The 16,714-nt window shown below is 59.4% G+C and carries 15 protein-coding genes; 4 read left to right on the top strand and 11 right to left on the bottom strand.

Annotation, left to right across the window (positions count from 1 at the left end):
- Positions 1–14: 14 nt before the first annotated feature.
- Both ftsZ and lpxC read left to right on the top strand, forming a co-directional pair.
- Positions 15–1,211, top strand: coding sequence for a cell division protein FtsZ (gene ftsZ / locus JJD74_RS17265; protein ID WP_042560977.1), 1,197 nt, complete (start codon positions 15–17; stop codon positions 1,209–1,211).
- 112 nt (positions 1,212–1,323) lie between these two features.
- Entirely contained in the window at positions 1,324–2,235 is a 912-nt protein-coding gene (gene lpxC, locus JJD74_RS17260) for a UDP-3-O-acyl-N-acetylglucosamine deacetylase (RefSeq protein ID WP_007939852.1), read from the top strand.
- Between the two features lie 273 nt (positions 2,236–2,508).
- On the opposite strand, the gene JJD74_RS17255 is transcribed toward lpxC, so the two are convergent.
- From JJD74_RS17255 to JJD74_RS17225, 7 genes are all read right to left on the bottom strand, one after another.
- On the bottom strand, positions 2,509–4,017 hold the full coding sequence (locus JJD74_RS17255) for a sensor domain-containing diguanylate cyclase (protein WP_200616137.1): 1,509 nt from the start codon (positions 4,015–4,017) through the stop codon (positions 2,509–2,511).
- A 207-nt stretch (positions 4,018–4,224) separates the two neighbouring features.
- Positions 4,225–5,541: an OprD family porin gene (locus JJD74_RS17250; protein WP_200616134.1), complete on the bottom strand. Its 1,317-nt coding sequence runs from the start codon at positions 5,539–5,541 to the stop codon at positions 4,225–4,227.
- Positions 5,542–5,734: 193 nt separating this feature from the next.
- A complete protein-coding gene (locus JJD74_RS17245; RefSeq protein ID WP_042560974.1) occupies positions 5,735–5,956 on the bottom strand; it encodes a hypothetical protein in 222 nt (73 codons plus the stop codon).
- A gap of 198 nt (positions 5,957–6,154) precedes the next feature.
- A complete protein-coding gene (locus tag JJD74_RS17240) occupies positions 6,155–7,519 on the bottom strand; it encodes a heavy metal sensor histidine kinase (RefSeq protein WP_200616130.1) in 1,365 nt (454 codons plus the stop codon).
- Positions 7,509–8,186 carry a heavy metal response regulator transcription factor gene (locus tag JJD74_RS17235; RefSeq protein WP_007916978.1) on the bottom strand — a complete coding sequence of 226 codons (678 nt, stop codon included), beginning with the start codon at positions 8,184–8,186 and terminating at the stop codon, positions 7,509–7,511. The genes JJD74_RS17240 and JJD74_RS17235 overlap by 11 nt, the downstream gene beginning before the upstream one ends.
- Before the next feature lie 8 nt (positions 8,187–8,194).
- A complete protein-coding gene (locus JJD74_RS17230; RefSeq protein WP_200616127.1) occupies positions 8,195–11,296 on the bottom strand; it encodes a multidrug efflux RND transporter permease subunit in 3,102 nt (1,033 codons plus the stop codon).
- Positions 11,293–12,453: an efflux RND transporter periplasmic adaptor subunit gene (locus tag JJD74_RS17225; RefSeq protein ID WP_200616123.1), complete on the bottom strand. Its 1,161-nt coding sequence runs from the start codon at positions 12,451–12,453 to the stop codon at positions 11,293–11,295. Before JJD74_RS17225 ends, JJD74_RS17230 begins: the two co-directional genes overlap by 4 nt.
- A 349-nt stretch (positions 12,454–12,802) precedes the next feature.
- Here JJD74_RS17225 and JJD74_RS17220 point away from each other — a divergent pair, with 349 nt between their 5' ends.
- Both JJD74_RS17220 and JJD74_RS17215 read left to right on the top strand, forming a co-directional pair.
- Complete coding sequence (locus JJD74_RS17220; RefSeq protein WP_042560969.1) at positions 12,803–13,108, top strand: type 1 fimbrial protein; 306 nt, start codon at positions 12,803–12,805, stop codon at positions 13,106–13,108.
- Between the two features lie 111 nt (positions 13,109–13,219).
- Positions 13,220–13,459, top strand: a complete 240-nt coding sequence (locus JJD74_RS17215; RefSeq protein ID WP_047303058.1) for a hypothetical protein — start codon at positions 13,220–13,222, stop codon at positions 13,457–13,459.
- Between the two features lie 206 nt (positions 13,460–13,665).
- Here JJD74_RS17215 and JJD74_RS17210 read toward each other — a convergent pair whose 3' ends face one another.
- The 4 genes from JJD74_RS17210 to JJD74_RS17195 form a co-directional block, all read right to left on the bottom strand.
- Positions 13,666–14,415 (bottom strand): YkgJ family cysteine cluster protein, encoded by a 750-nt coding sequence (locus JJD74_RS17210; RefSeq protein WP_200616119.1) that lies wholly within the window; start codon positions 14,413–14,415, stop codon positions 13,666–13,668.
- 82 nt (positions 14,416–14,497) lie between these two features.
- Positions 14,498–14,824: a hypothetical protein gene (locus tag JJD74_RS17205; RefSeq protein ID WP_200616116.1), complete on the bottom strand. Its 327-nt coding sequence runs from the start codon at positions 14,822–14,824 to the stop codon at positions 14,498–14,500.
- A gap of 151 nt (positions 14,825–14,975) precedes the next feature.
- Positions 14,976–15,458, bottom strand: coding sequence for a GNAT family N-acetyltransferase (locus JJD74_RS17200; RefSeq protein ID WP_200616113.1), 483 nt, complete (start codon positions 15,456–15,458; stop codon positions 14,976–14,978).
- 3 nt (positions 15,459–15,461) lie between these two features.
- On the bottom strand, positions 15,462–16,364 hold the full coding sequence (locus tag JJD74_RS17195; protein WP_042560964.1) for a chemotaxis protein CheV: 903 nt from the start codon (positions 16,362–16,364) through the stop codon (positions 15,462–15,464).
- Between the last annotated feature and the right edge of the window lie 350 nt (positions 16,365–16,714).

Below are 16,714 nucleotides of genomic sequence, written 5' to 3'. Positions count from 1 at the left end.
TAAGGAGAGGGAAAATGTTCGAACTCGTAGACAACATCCCCGCAAGCCCGGTAATCAAAGTTATCGGTGTTGGCGGTGGCGGCGGCAACGCTGTCAATCACATGGTCAAGAGCAACATCGAAGGCGTTGAATTCATCTGCGCCAACACTGATGCTCAAGCGCTGAAATCCATCGGCGCGCGGACCATCCTGCAACTGGGCACCGGCGTGACCAAAGGTCTCGGCGCTGGCGCCAACCCTGAAGTAGGTCGTCAGGCCGCTCTCGAAGACCGTGAGCGCATTGCCGAAGTCCTGCAGGGCACAAACATGGTGTTCATCACCACGGGCATGGGCGGTGGTACCGGTACCGGTGCTGCGCCGATCATCGCCGAAGTGGCCAAGGAAATGGGCATTCTGACCGTTGCGGTCGTGACTCGTCCGTTCCCGTTCGAAGGCCGCAAGCGCATGCAGATCGCCGACGAAGGTATCCGTCTGCTGTCTGAAAGCGTCGACTCGTTGATCACCATTCCCAACGAGAAGCTGCTGACCATCCTCGGTAAAGACGCGAGCCTGCTGTCGGCTTTCGCCAAGGCCGACGATGTACTGGCCGGTGCCGTTCGCGGTATCTCCGACATCATCAAGCGTCCGGGCATGATCAACGTCGACTTCGCCGACGTACGTACCGTGATGAGCGAAATGGGCATGGCGATGATGGGCACTGGCTGCGCCAGCGGTCCTAACCGTGCACGTGAAGCCACCGAGGCGGCGATTCGCAACCCGCTGCTCGAAGACGTGAACCTGCAAGGCGCACGCGGCATCCTGGTGAACATCACCGCCGGTCCTGACCTGTCCCTGGGTGAGTACTCCGACGTGGGTAGCATCATCGAAGCCTTCGCATCCGAACACGCCATGGTCAAGGTCGGTACCGTTATCGATCCGGACATGCGTGACGAGCTGCACGTCACCGTCGTTGCCACCGGTCTGGGCGCGAAAATCGAGAAGCCTGTCAAGGTCATCGACAACACCGTTCACACGTCCATGGCAGCTTCTCAGGTTCAGCAACCGGCTCCGTCCCGTCAGGAAGCACCTGCGGTGAACTACCGTGATCTGGACCGTCCGACCGTCATGCGCAACCAGGCTCAGGCCGGTGCTGCGGCTGCCGCGAAGATGAATCCGCAAGATGACCTGGACTACCTGGACATCCCGGCTTTCCTGCGTCGTCAGGCCGATTGATGGAATGTATCAGGGCTATGAAGGTGATTGGTGTTCAGCAAAGGCTCGGTCTGCTATTATCGCCAGCCTTTGTTGATACCAGTTCGCAATTTGCGCTGAAGCGGCCCAAGCCATGATTAAACAACGCACACTGAAAAATATTATCCGTGCCACAGGTGTAGGCCTGCACTCCGGTGAGAAGGTCTATCTGACCCTCAAGCCTGCGCCTGTCGACACTGGCATTGTGTTTTGTCGCGCTGACCTCGACCCTGTGGTGCAGATTCCTGCCCGCGCGGAAAACGTCGGTGAAACCACTATGTCGACGACGCTGGTAAACGGCGACGTCAAAGTGGACACGGTAGAGCACTTGCTCTCGGCCATGGCTGGCCTGGGCATCGATAACGCCTACGTCGAGCTCTCCGCGTCCGAAGTCCCGATCATGGATGGCAGCGCTGGACCCTTCGTATTCCTGATTCAATCGGCTGGCCTGGAAGAACAGGACGCCGCCAAGAAATTCATCCGCATCCTGCGTGAAGTGACAGTGGAAGACGGCGACAAGCGCGCCACTTTCGTCCCTTTCGAAGGGTTCAAGGTGAGCTTCGAGATCGATTTCGATCACCCGGTTTTCCGGGACCGCACCCAAAGTGCAAGCGTGGATTTTTCCAGCACTTCGTTCGTAAAAGAAGTCAGCCGCGCCCGTACTTTCGGTTTCATGAGTGACATCGAGTACCTGCGCAAGCACAACCTCGCACTCGGCGGCAGCGTTGAAAACGCAATCGTGGTCGATGCCGATGGCGTACTGAACGAAGACGGCCTTCGCTATGAAGACGAATTCGTGAAGCACAAAATCCTCGATGCCATTGGCGATCTGTACCTGCTGGGCAATAGCCTGATTGGTGAGTTCAAGGGCTTCAAGTCCGGTCATGCACTGAACAACCAGCTGCTGCGCAAATTGATTGAGCAGACAGATGCCTGGGAAGTGGTGACGTTCGAAGACGCCAGTACCGCACCAATCTCTTACATGCGCCCTGTTGCGGCGGTGTAAGTAAAAAACCTCTCTAGTTTTTTGAAGGCCATCCTCGGATGGCCTTTTTTTATGCCTGGTGTTTTTGTGTTGCCTGAGCTGACCTCATCGCTGGCAAGCCAGCTCCCACAAGGATTTGTGGTGTGCCGGAAATTTGTGTCTCATCCATAAACCTGTGGGAGCTGGCAAGCCAGCTCCCACAAGGATTTGAGGTGTGCTGGAGATTTGTGTCTCATCCATAAACCTGTGGGAGCTGGCTTGCCAGCGATGGGGCCGGTAAGGGCAAAGCATTAATCAGGCAGCCACCACCACCCGATTGCGCCCACCTTCCTTGGCCTGATACAACGCCTTGTCCGCCGCGAACAGCAACTGCTCCAGCGTCATCTCGCTCGCCGTCGTCCACGAAGCGATGCCGATACTCACCGTCATCGGCGACTCAGCCCCTGCGACCAACGGCAATTGTTCCACCGCTACCCGAATATGCTCGGCAATCTGCTGCGCGCCCGCACTGTCGGTCTCGGCAAGAATCACCGAAAACTCCTCGCCGCCGTAACGCGCCACCAGATCCGTCGGTCGTCGCACATTCGCCGTGATCACTTTGGCCAATTCGCGCAACGCCCGATCCCCTGCCTGATGCCCATGCCGGTCGTTGAACGCCTTGAAGTGATCGGCGTCGATCATCATCACCGATAGCGGTTTGCCCGAGCGCTGGGCACGAAACCATTCATGGCGCAGCGACTGATCGAGCATCCGCCGGTTGGCCACCCCGGTAAGCGCGTCGGTGGCGGCCAATTGCGCCAGTTCGTGTTCGGCGCGGTGACGCAGGCGCAGTTCACGGACAAGCAGCCAGGTCAGCCAGAGCAGGCCTAGGCACAGCACGCCGGTGGCGCCACTGATCAGTATTGCGGTGCGGCGCCAGGCGGCGAATACCTCGTCGCTGGACAACGCGACGATCACCGTCAGCGGCAGGTTACCGACCCGCGAATAGGTGTAGAGCCGCTGCTGATAATCCATGCTCGACGTGCTGGTAAAACTGCCGTTGCCACTTCTGTCGTTCAGAATCCGCACCACATTGGGTCGATTGCCGAAACTTTTACCGACGGAGTCGCTTTGCAGGTACGGCTTCTGCGCCAGCAACACGCCATCGTTGTCGATGATGTTCAGTGTGCTGCCATTGCCGATGTCGAGGCTGTTGAATAATTGGTCGAAGTAATCGAGCTTCAACGATGCCACGGCCACGCCGACGAACTCGCCGGTGTCCGAGGAAATACGTCGACTGAAGCTGAGGCGCCATTGATTGGCCTCGTCGCAGTCGCAACGGGTCTTGAACGGCCGGCTGATAAACATGCCGACATCGCGGTTGAAAGCATGGGCGAGAAAGTAATCGCGGTCAGCGAAGTTGCCCGGCTTCGGCACGAGCTGCGATGAGTCGGCAACCACATTGCCGAGCTTGTCGAGCAACAGGATATCGCCCTTGAAGCGTGCAGTGGCCGAGCGATCGAACAGCGCCAGATGGCGGATCTGCGGGGTCAGGTCACGCAGGTCATCACGCTGCGACGTGGCGATCAGGCCTTGCAGCGTCAGGTCGTACAACTCGACGGTGCGCAGTACGTCGGCGTCGATCAACTGGGCGATGGTGGCGGCGCTGCGGGTGCCTGACTCCTGAGCGCTGGCGTGCTCACGAATCAACAGGAACGTGACAATGCACACGATCGCGATCACGCTCAGCAGGCTGCCGAAAATCAATAGCCGCTCGGGGCGTCCGGTCTTGCCCGCAACAGGTGGGGTACGGCTCGCGATCATGGTGGGGTTATCGGTTGGGGAGTCTTATAAGCGTAGTAGGGCAAACACAGCAGCCAAAGCCAGAAACGATTCCCAATGTGGGAGCGAGCCTGCTCGCGAAAGCGATGTGTCATTCAACCGGATGTCGATTGGAAGACCGCTTTCGCGAGCAGGCTCGCTCCCACAGTGTGCATCATTAAATTCTAGACTGTGTTTGTCGCGCCGATCTTAGAAGACGTTGATCGGGTAGTCGACGATCACGCGGTATTCATCGGTGTCCGAATCAATTACGCCATAACCGTTGCCAACGCGATGGGTGGCCCACTGCAGGCGCACCGCCAGGTCTTTCGCCTGACCGCTTTGTACGACGTACTTCAAATCGAGATCGCGTTCCCAATGCTTGGCGTTGCGGCCGTCGGCGCTGTACCAATTGGAATACCCCACGCTACGCGGGTCAGCCTTGGTCAAGTCAACCGTCCCCCGGGAGTAAGACACTGCCGAGGTCAGCCCCGGTACGCCGACACCGGCAAAGTCGTAGGCGTACTTGAGTTTCCACGAACGCTCGTTCGGGCCGTTGAAGTCCGAGTATTGCTGGGAGTTGTCGAGGTAAACGCTGTCGCCCTGGCTGATGTAGTCGAATGGCGTGTTGCCGTTGACCCGTTGGTAAGCGGCGGTGACGCTATGGCTGCCGATGCCGACAGTGAAATGCAGGCTGTAGGTGTTGTTGTCGATGTTGCCGAGCAGCGCATCGCCGGTGTCCTGGGTGTGATAGAAGTGCAGGCCCGGGTTGAGGCTGACCAGGTCATTCAACTGCCAGGTGTAATCCAGGTCGTAGTAATACTGGTTCCAGATGTCCTTGAGCTCGGACGCATACAGGCTGCTGGTCAAGCCTTCGACACCGCTCCAGGCCACACCGGCCCAGTTCAGGTGTCGGCTTTCGTCACCCTCGGCCAGCGTGCCGTACGAAGTGCCGATGCGCTGGTGACCACTTTGGTTGTAAGGCTTGGTGAAACTGGCCTGGCCACCTTCGATCAACCAGCCATCGAAACTGTGGTTGGTCAGGCTGACGCCACGGAACGTCTGCGGCAGCATGCGCGTGTCGCCGCCGGCAATCACCGGGTTGGTGAGGAACAAGTCACCAGCCTTCAATTCGGTGTCGAACGCACGCATTTTCAAAGTACCGCCGGCTGTTGAAAACGAGCCCGGTGCCTTGCCGTTGCCATCGCTGATCGGCAGGATGCTGGAGCCGTCCGTGCCGCCACCGCCGTCGAGTTTCAGCCCGAGCATGGCGTGGGCATCAATGCCGAAACCGACTGTGCCTTGGGTGTAGCCCGACTGGAATACCCCGAGAAAACCCTGGCCCCACTCGATGTTGTCGTCCGCCTTCTGCAGGCGGTTGCGATTCATGTAGTAGTTGCGGGCGTTGAGGTTAAGGCTCGAGCCTTCGATAAAACCTTCTGGCGCGGGCTCATCAGCGTGAACGGCGGGGGCAATCGTTGCGGCAATTGCAATGAACAGTGGAGTGAAACGGACTGGGTAACGCACGTGCGGTAAAGCTCCTTGGGTCAACGGCACCTCAATGTTCCGAGGCGCGAAATGTTTCTTGTTGTAAAAGACGCACCAAACAGCTTTCAGACCACAACGAAAAAAGGCCGCTGAAAGGCAGCGGCCTGGAATGACGACGGTTGAACGGGAAGAGCCAAACAACCGCGTCGAGGGAAACGGAGCGATGTGCGACTCAGCTGTCTTTCTCGGAGGCTTGAGCCTGGGTTGCTGCAGCCTGAGGTGTCTGCGTCGCGTCTTTGGCCTTGGCCATCATTTCTGTCTGATGCTGATCGTACGCCTGGGCCCGAGCGCTGTTGTGCGCAACGAACGCCTGGGACTCTTCAGCCATCGCCATCGGCGACAGGATCAATGAGGACAAAACGAAAGCGCTGGCAATACCCATACTGTTGGACATCTTGAAAACCTTCTTGCTTGGCAAGTGCTGTTTGGTGCGGGCAAAGATAAGGTTGCCGGGGCTTGGGAAACAGCGTGATTTTCATAAATGACTATTGCGCAGGAGGTAAAAATTGAAGATTGCGGTGAGGCCAAGAGCTATCCCCTCACCCCAGCCCTCTCCCCCAAGGGGGGCGAGAGGGAGCCGATCGGGGGCTTTTCAAACCGGCAAACAAATCCCAAAGGTATTCATCCCCCGATCACTGCGCACAAACACATCCCCGCCATGCATCAGCGCAATCGCTTTCACGATCGCCAGCCCCAGCCCATGGTTGTTCCCACTGTTGCTGCGCGACGCATCCACTCGATAGAAGCGTTCAAACAAACGCGGCAAATGCTCACTGGCAATCGGCGAACCGGGGTTGGCCACACCAATACTCACCTGATGCTCTTGAACCTCGATTCGCACCTCGATCACTTGACCCGCTTCAGTGTGCTGCACTGCGTTACTCAGCAGGTTGATCAACGCCCGACGCAAATGCGCGACCTCGATCTGCACCTGCGCATCGCCGCTGACCTGCACCTGAACCTGCGCGTCTTCGAAAATGAAATCCAGATACTCCAGCGTGGTTGCCACTTCATCGGCCAACGATGCCGACGTCAGTTTGGTCGCCTTGTTGCCCTGATCCGCACTGGCCAGAAACAGCATGTCGTTGATGATCGAACGCAGCCGTTCCAGCTCTTCGAGGTTGGATTGCAGCACTTCGAAGTAATGTTCGGCTGAACGTCCGCGCGTCAGTGCCACTTGGGTCTGGCCGATGAGATTGGTCAGCGGCGAACGCAGTTCGTGCGCCACGTCGGCGTTGAACGACTCCAGTCGCGAATAGGCCATTTCGACGCGCTCCAGCGTCGAGTTGAACGAGTCGACGAACTGTTCCAGCTCCGGTGGCAATGGCGACAATCGCAAGCGACCGGCTCGCAGCGGCGGGGTCAGGCGTTGGGCTTCGTGAGACAGTTTGATCAGCGGCTTGAGGCCGATCCGCGCCACCCAATACCCCAGCGCCGAGGCCAGCAGCACGCCGACAATCGCCAGGCTGATCAAGGCGATCAGCAACTGATGCTGGGTCTGGTGAAAGGTCTCGGTATCGATGCCGATCATGAAGCGCAGCGGCGGACGCTGATCCTTGGCCGGCAATTCAGTCAACAGCACTTTCAGTGGATAAGTACGCTCCGGCAGCTGCAAGTCATGCATCCCCAGCGGCCCTTGGGCGAAGGCGCGGATCCGTGAATCCGGCGTACCGTATTCGTAACCCGGATCACCACTCACCACCCAGAAACGAATGCGCTTGTCCTCTTCGCCGAGCAGTTTCAACTTGGCGTTGATCTTCACCCAATGCTCCGGGGTGCCGAAGCGATTGAGTGCCGATTCGAGCACGCTATAGCGCGCATCCAGCTCGGCTTCCGGTAACAAGCCCAAACCTTTATCGACCTGCTGATACAGTGCGCCGCCGATCAACAGAAACACCAGCAGCGCCACCAGCGTGAACATTCCGCTCAGGCGCAGGGCGATCGAGTTACTGGACACCACGACTCTCCAGCACATAACCCATGCCACGAATGGTGTGCAGCAGTTTCTCGTCGAACGGCCCGTCGAGCTTGGCGCGCAGGCGTTTGATCGCCACCTCGACAACGTTGGCATCGCTGTCGAAATTGATGTCCCAGACCATTTCGGCGATGGCGGTTTTCGAGAGGATTTCACCCTGGCGGCGGGCGAGGACACTGAGCAACGAGAACTCCTTGGCGGTCAGGTCCAGGCGCGTGCCGGCGCGAGTCGCCTTGCGGCTGATCAGGTCTATCCACAGGTCGGCGATGCTCACCTGCACCGGCTCATGCCCGCCACTGCGCCGGGTTAGGGCTTGCAGACGCGCGACCAGTTCGAGGAAGGAAAACGGTTTGCCGAGGTAATCATCGGCACCGTCGCGCAAGCCCTTGATCCGGTCTTCAACACGCTCGCGGGCGGTGAGCATGATCACCGGGGTTTGCTTGCGCGCACGCAATGCACGCAGCACGCCGAAGCCGTCGAGGCCCGGCAACATGACGTCGAGGACGATCACCGCGTAGTCGCTTTCCAGCGCCAGGTGCAGGCCTTCGACGCCGTCGCGGGCCAGGTCCACGGTGTAACCCTGTTCCGTCAGACCGCGGTGCAGATAGTCCGCGGTTTTTTCCTCGTCTTCGATAATCAGAACGCGCATGACCCGCCTCAGTCTGTGGTCGCCAACGCCGGTACGGGCGCAGGTTTGGGTCTATGGAAAAGTCGCTCAAGCCACAAGTATATGACCGGCGTGGTAAACAGCGTCAGCATCTGGCTGACCAGCAGGCCGCCCACTACCGCGATCCCCAGCGGTTGGCGCAGTTCGGCGCCGGTGCCGTAACCGAGCATCAGCGGCAAGGCACCGAGCAGCGCGGCGAGAGTGGTCATGATGATTGGCCGGAACCGAGTGATGCACGCTTCGAAAATCGCGTCCTCTGGTGACATCCCGCGTTGACGTTGGGCTTCGAGGGCGAAGTCGATCATCAGGATGCCGTTCTTCTTCACAATGCCGATCAGCAAGACCAGCCCGATCAGCGCCATGATCGAAAAATCCTGGCCGCAGATCCACAACATCATCACCGCGCCCAAACCCGCTGCCGGCAAGGTTGAAATGATCGTCAGCGGATGCACGAAGCTCTCATAAAGCACACCGAGAATGATGTACACCGCCACCAGCGCCGCGAGAATCAGCCACGGCTGACTGGCCAGCGAGCTCTGGAACGCCTGCGCCGCACCCTGGAAGTCGCCGCTGATTGCGGTCGGCATGCCGATTTCGGCCTTGGCCTGATTGAGCAGAATCACCGCATCGCCCAGCGCCACGCCGGGCGCCAGGTTGAACGACATGTTGGCGGCCGGAAACATTCCGTCATGGGCAATCGACAGTGGGCCAATGGTCGGTGCATCGAATCTGGCCAGCGCCGACAGCGGCACCATTTCCCCGCTCAGCGGCGAGCGCAGGTAGAAATAGTTGAGGCTTTCGGCCTTGCCGCGCTGCTTGGTGTCCAGTTCCAGAATCACGTTGTACTGGTTGACCTGAGTCTGGAATTCGTTGATCTGGCGTTGGCCGAACGCATCGTACAGCGCCTCGTCGACATCACTGGCAGTCAGACCGAAACGCGCTGCCGCGCTGCGGTCGATGCTGATGTGAGTGATGCTGCCGCCCAGTTGCAGGTCGTTGGAAATGTCGCGAAACGCCGGGTTGCTGCGCAGTTTTTCGGTCAGGCGCTGGGTCCAGGTGGCGAGGGTCGCGCCGTCGTTGCTCTTGAGTACGTATTGGTACTGCGCGCGACTTGGGCCGGAGCTGAGGTTGATGTCCTGGCCGGCACGCAGGTAGAGCACGATGCCGGGGACTTTCATCAGTTGCGGACGAATCCGGTCGATGAACTGGCTGGCGCTGACGTCACGGTCGCCGCGTTTCTTCAGGGCGATCCAGAAGCGCCCGTTGGCGATGGTCTGGTTACTGCCGGAAACACCCACCGAGTGGGAAAACGCCTGCACCGCCGGGTCGGCGGCGACGATTTCGGCCATGGCCAAGTGTTTTTTCACCATGTCGCCGTAGGAAATGTCCGCAGCGGCTTCAGTCGTACCGAGCACGAAGCCAGTGTCCTGCACCGGGAAGAAACCCTTGGGGATAAAGATGTAGCCGGCGATGGCCAATGCGAGGGACAAACCGAACACGCCGATCATCAATTTCTGGTGGGCGAGGGCGCAGCGCAGGCCTTTCTCGTACCAGCCGAGCAAGCGTTCACTAAAGCCCGGTTTCGCGTGGGCGTGATGCACCGGTTTGCGCATGAACAGCGCCGCAAGAGTCGGCGCCAACGTCAGCGAAACCACCACGGAAATCATGATGGTCGAGGTCGCGGTCAGGGCAAACTCCTTGAACAGTCGCCCGACCACGCCGCCCATGAACAACAGCGGAATAAACGCCGCCACCAGCGAGAAACTGATCGAGACCACGGTGAAGCCGATCTCGCCTGCGCCTTTGATCGCCGCCTCGCGCATATCGTCGCCGGCCTCCAGGTGCCGGTGAATGTTTTCCACCACCACAATCGCATCGTCGACCACAAATCCCACGGCCACCACGATGGCGACCAGCGTCAGGTTGTTCAAGCTGAAGCCGAGGATATACATCAGCGCGAAACTGGCGATCAGCGACACACCGAGCACTGCCGAGACAATCAACGTCGCCGACAACTGACGCAAAAACAGCGCCATCACCGCCACCACCAGCAGGATCGCGATCAACAAAGTGATCTCGACCTCGTGCAGCGAGGCGCGGATGGTCTGGGTGCGGTCGATCAGAACGTCGACCTGCACAGAGGCCGGCAGCATGGCTTCGAGGCCGGGCAGGGCGGCTTGAATCCGGTCCACGGTTTCGACGATGTTGGCGCCCGGCTGGCGCGATATCACCAGGTTTACCCCCGGTCGATCACCCGCCCACGCTTGCACATAATCATCTTCCGAACCGTTAACAACGTTGGCGACATCTCTTAGGTGAACCGGGGCGCCGTCCTTGTAGGAAACGATGAGTTGGCTGTATTCCTCGGGATGGAATAACTGGTCGTTGGTCGACAGCGTGGAAATACTCGACTCGCCGTACAGCGCACCTTTGGCCAGGTTGAGGCTGGTTTGCTGAATCGCCAGACGAATGTCGGCGAGGGTCAGACCGATGGCCGCGAGTTTGTCCGCCGAAGCCTGAACGCGAATCGCCGGACGTTGCTGACCGGTAATGTTGATTTGGCCTACACCGTCGATCTGACTGATCTGACGGGCCAGCAGGGTTTCCACCAGATCGCTGAGTTCGGTGCCAGGCATCTGCGTCGAGCTGACACTCAGGATCAGCACAGGACTGTCGGCCGGGTTGACCTTCCTCCAGGTCGGCAGCGTCGGCATGTCCTTGGGCAGCTTGCCGGCGGCGGTGTTGATCGCCGCCTGAACTTCCTGCGCGGCCGTGTCGATGCTTTTGTCGAGGCTGAACTGCAGGGTCAGCAGGGTTGAGCCCAAGGCACTGCTGGAAGTCATCTGGGTCATGCCGGGAATGGCGCTGAATTGCACCTCCAGCGGCGTGGCCACGGACGAGGCCATCGTGTCGGGGTTGGCGCCGGGCAATTTCGCGGACACCTGAATCGTAGGAAATTCCGCTTCCGGCAGTGGGGCAATTGGCAAACGCGGGAAGGCAATGATGCCGACCAGCACCAGTGCGAGGGTCAGCAGAATCGTCGCCACCGGGTGGTCAATGCACCACGTCGAAATCCCTTTGTGCGCCTTCATGGTTTCGGCTCCGCCTGCACCACTTGCGGCGGCTCGGTCATGACTTGCACGGTCGAACCGGGTTTGAGCCGCGACTGGCCATCGGTTACCAGCACGTCACCGGCCTTCACACCTTTGATGATGTCCTGACCGCTGCCCTGATAAACCATCTGCACTTGCACGGCTTCAACCTTGTCGCCATTCACTCGGTAAACGAAGTGTTGGTCGAGACCGCGTTGTACGACGGTGGGCGGTACGACCAGCGCATTTTTGTCGAGGGCCGTCTGAATTTTTACCGTCACCAGCAGGCCCGGCCAGAGCTTCTGGCTGGCGTTGGCGAATTCGGCTTTGGCGCGGATGGTGCCGGTGTTGGCGTTGATCTGGTTGTCGATCAGGGTCAGGTGACCTTCGCCGAGCAGGTTACCGGTTTCGCCGTCGGTGTCGGCGCCGATGTAAGCCTTGACCTGTGCGTGTTGCGGGTCGTTGATCAGGCCTTGCAGGGTCGGCAGCATTTGTTGTGGCAGGGAGAACTCCACGGCAATCGGGTCGATCTGGGTAACGGTGAACAGGCCTTGGGTGTCGGTCATGCGCAGGAAGTTGCCCTCATCGACTGTGCGAATACCGACGCGGCCAGTGACCGGGGAGCGAATCTGCGTGTAGGAAAGTTGTACCTGCGCTGCATCAATCGAGGCCTGGTTGCCTTGGGCACTGGCCTTCAGTTGGTTGACCAAGGCCTGTTGCTGGTCGTAGGTCTGCTTGGAAACCCCGTCATCGACGCTGAGCAGTTTGTAGCGTTTGAGGTTGACCTGGGCGACTTGCAGTTGGGCCTGACTCTCGCCGAGTTGGGCGCGGGCCTGGTCGAGGCTGGCGCGGATCGAGCGGTCGTCGATGGTGGCGAGCAAATCGCCTGCTTTGACCAGTTGACCTTCTTTGACGAGGATTTTGGTGAGGGTACCGTCGATTTGGGGGCGTATGACCACGCTGTGCAGGGACAGCACCGAGCCGATGCCGCTGGTGTAGCGGGGGACGTCTTTTTCGCTGACGGCGATCACTCGCACCGGGATGGCGGTAGGGGGGGCGAGTTTGGTAGGGGCAGGTCGGGTTGCAAACCACAGGCCTGCGGCAGCCAGGGCGATCAATAGGGTGGCTAGCAGGGCTTTGTGCTTTTGGATTCGCATGCTTTTTGGGCGCCGAGGTTTGGAGTTTGGGCAGATTGGGTAGGTTATAAACCAGTGTGGGGGTCAGGAGGGTGACGGCTAGCTGTCCTGGCTGTCAGTTTCGGACTTACGTGGATAGCCATCCCTGAGCGAAGCCTGCCGATGCGCGTTTCTGATCAGGATCAAGGGCTGCAGCCGGGCTTGCGCTGATCCTGTTGAGCGGTGGGGGGGGGGAAGGGGCTTGATCATTTCTGAATCTGAACTCCCGTTCACCGCTCCATCTACGCTTCTAAAGATCCGCTCCCGCCAGCGGATACAAGTTGTATACCCCAGCCATTATCGTTGCGGGTCTCTTCGGGAGTGTCTTGCAATGAACCTCAAAACTGTCATCTCCAGCGTGCTTGTTTTACTTCCGCTAACGGTCTGCGCCGCGCCTCAGCCCCTCTCGGGCGAGATCCGCTTCACCGGGCAAATCGTCGATTCCGGATGTGAAGTCGGGCGAGTGGGTGCGCTGGTGACCAGCGAATCCCGGCAGATCGAACTCAAGCCAGGGGTGAAGGTTGATGTAGACACTTACCGCAACGCTTGCAGCCGTGGGGCGTTGCCGTTTTCGATGACCTATGAGCCGCTGAAAACCTCCACCGACAATGGCATCGTGACCATCAATTACCTGTAAGCCGTTCGGCGTGCGGTGCAAATCTTCAGGTGCCGAGCCACGGCGCGCAGGTATACTGCGCGCCTTCGCGGCTCACTTACCGGGCGCGACTTTTTGTTTTGCGGAGCTTTCATGACTTCCCCGATCCAACCGCCGGTTGACGACGCTGTGAGCGATGTCCCGGCCGATATGGCCGACGCCAGCGATTCCAAAGCCGAGATCCCGGCATTCAAGTTCCCGTTCAAACCGGGCGAACTGGCAGGTGCCAAAGGCTCTAACCAGCCGTGGTACAAGAACGGCGCCAAGAACGGCCACACCAAGAGCCCAGGCATGGCGCCGCCGGGCACCCGTCGTTCGATGGGCAAGCGCTGACTTTTCCTTCGGGGAATTGCATTTGGTTGCGCGGGTTTTTGAGGGCGGCGACAGATTTGGGATTGAGGTCGCCTTCACTGGCCCCATCGCTGGCAAGCCAGCTCCCACAGGTTTTCCGGTTGTTCACTTAGTTGATGTACGACACAAGACCCTGTGGGAGCTGGCTTGCCAGCGATGGGGCCCGAACAGCCACTCGAGTATCTGTATCAAGCCGCCCGCAACGAAATAAACGCATAGGTCAGCGCCGGCTCCGTCACCACCCGCGCGCCCGCCGCCAGCACTTGCCCGGCCACATCATCCCCGGACAAATGAAACAGCCATTCACTGGCCACTTCATCCAGTGGCTGCGCGTTCACCTGATCAATTACCTTCGCAAAAGCGTCCATATTCGGCAAATACGCGGTAAACCCGTCGCCCTTGAGCGCCGTGGTCCGGATGCCCAGCGCAGCGCAGATGGCATCCTTTGTCCGAATGTCATCACGATCAGCCTGACGCGAACGCTGGATCAGCTCGATCAGTTCCTGATCGACCAGCTCGCCACCGACGATCAACACCGGCCCCTGTTCCCACGATTCGGGCGGGCAATCCTTGGCGGCAGGGTTGAGCGGAATATGCGGATTGATCTCCGCCGGATAAATCCGACACACCAACGGTCGACGCTCGTAGATGCGGCACAGCTTGTCATCGTCAAGATTCCGACAAGGTCCGACATTGTACGCGGCGAAAGTGATGGCCACGTGCGCCGCCGATTCACCGCTGCGCACCGCGACCGAACGCCGTTCGGCATGTTCACGCTGCTGCGCCGGCAAGCCCAGACCGTTGCCGAGAAAAGCCTCTACCAGCACGATCACCCGACCACCGTCGGCCGCCCACATGCGGGCTTCGGCGAGGGTCAGGGGGACATGGTGGTCGGTGCAGCACTTGCCGCAGCCTACGCAGGAAAACGTCGTATTCATTGAACGATCAATCTTCAATCAGGTGTGAATCAGCGACGTAAAGCCGCCATGGGATCACCGATCGAAGCAAGTTATGCGCCATTCATTGGGTTTTGGCGGTCGGGAGGATCGAGTCCCATTCGGTGACAAATGCGGTTTTCGATTTTTTGTTGTACAGGCACAGCTCGGTGCCTTGTTGGCCTTTCATGTGTTTCTGCGGGTACTGGCCTTGCAGCAGCACGGCGGTGTAGCCGACGCGGTCGTCGAATTGCGCGGCATTGCCGACCGGTTTGGCGTTCTTCAAACCGCTGGCTTTGGTGCAACTGGCGAGCACGGTTTTGTCGTAGGCGGCCCAGGCGTCAGGGCTGGACGCGTGGGCGTTGGAGGCGAGGGCGGTGAGGCAGATGAAGCTCAGGGTAGTCGCTTTCATGGTTTTGGCATCCTTGTAGTGGCAAGGGTTGGAGTATGCCTGAGAGCGAAAAGTTGTCTTTGAGGCCGCCATCGCTGGCAAGCCAGCTCCCACAGGTATTGTGAGCGGCGCCCATCTCTGTGGGAGCTGGCTTGCCAGCGATGACGCACGATCAGGTTGGCACCAACTCCCGGCGGACTACGTACATTCCGGCACTTTCATACAATCGCTGTGCCCGCAGGTTGTCTTCCAACACTTTCAAATCGACAAACCCTTCGCGCCGTTGCTGAAAAACCTTGAATGCATTCAACAGCAATCCCCGGCCCAATCCTCGACCCTGGGCGCGCGGATGCACCACCAGATTCTTGATGTACGCACTCGTCCAGCACTGCGCCACACCAACGACACCCTCGGCATCAATGGCAATGAAACACAGAGCCGGGTCATATTCCGGGTCGCGTTCAAACCGTTGCTGCCAGACCTCCAGCGCCGGTACCCGGCCGCCACCTTCGCGGTGACCGAGTTGCATCAAGTCATGCACGGCGCCAGCCAGTTCCGGGCGATAGGTGCTGATTTCAATGCCCTGCGGCCAGACGACATCCGGCACGTCTGCACTCAGATCGCGCCGCAGCAAAAAGCAGTAAATCTCGCCCAAGAGTCAATAACCGTTGGCCGCGACGTGTTTGGCTGCTTCGATCAGACGTTGGGTCAACTCCGGCGAGGAGAACTTCGTCAGCACTGCGTTGGCCCCGGCCAGTCGTGCCTTTTCGCTGTTCATCGCGCTGTCGAGCGAGGTGTGCAGCAGCACGTAGAGATGGGCGAAATCCGGGGTCTCGCGCAGGGTGCGGGTGAAGGCGTAGCCGTCCATCTCGGACATTTCGATGTCGGAGACGATCAGGTTGATCTGCTGGGCGGTGCCCTGCAAATCAAGCAGGCAGTCGATGGCTTCCTTGGCGCTGCGTGCGGTGTGGCATTGCAGGCCGAGATTGCGCAGGGTGTGCACCGATTGTTGCAGCGCCACCTGACTGTCGTCGACCACCAGAATCCGCGCGTTGCCGAGGACGTCGGCGTCTTCCATGGTCAGGTCGGTCGGGGCCATTTCGATCTGCGCCGGAGCGATGCTGTGGATGACTTTTTCGATGTCCAGCACCTGCACCAGCGTGCCATCCACCGAGGTTACCCCCGTGATGTAGGCGCGCGGTCCGCCGGAACCGAACGGCGGTGGTTTGATGTCGGTGGTCAGGCAGTGGACGATTTTGCTCACCGCTTGAACGTGCAGGCCCTGTTTGGAGCGGCTGACGTCAGTGACGATCAGACAGCCACCGTTGGGGTCTTCCAGCGGTCGCTCGCCGATCGCGCGGCTGAGGTCGATGACCGACAGTGCGGCGCCGCGCAGGGTGGCGATGCCTTTGACGTGCGGATGCGACTCCGGCAGCTTGGTCAGCGGCGGGCAGGGAATGATTTCACTGACTTTCAGTAGGTTGATCGCCATCAGCTTGCCGCTGCGCAAGGTAAACAGCAGAAGCGAAAGTGAATCTGCGCGGGCTTTGTTGGAAGACATAAAAACCTTCTGTGGAAAAAGGTGATGGGCGAGGGTGGAAATCGCCAGAAACTATTGATGCCGGGTTATCGGCGCGTATGGGGTGGGCTTTAGGTCAGTTGTCGGGTGGCGTTGCGTTCCAAAGCCAAAGCCCCTCACCCCAGCCCTCTCCCTCCGGGAGAGGGGGCCGACCGAGGTGTCTTGCGCAATACATCGACCTGAAAGAACGAGTCGATTATGGATTCGACACTGCACGTTCACGCGAAAGACCAAGCCGATTATGGATTCAGCACTGCAGGTTCACGTCGGCGTAGCTCTCCAATATCCCCCAATCAGTCCCCTCTCCCTCCGGGAGAGGGTTAGGGTGAGGG

This window comes from Pseudomonas sp. MF6776 (genome assembly GCF_016613125.1).
GTDB classification, from domain to species: Bacteria; Pseudomonadota; Gammaproteobacteria; order Pseudomonadales; family Pseudomonadaceae; genus Aquipseudomonas; species Aquipseudomonas iridis.
This window is presented reverse-complemented; position numbering and strand designations above follow the sequence as displayed.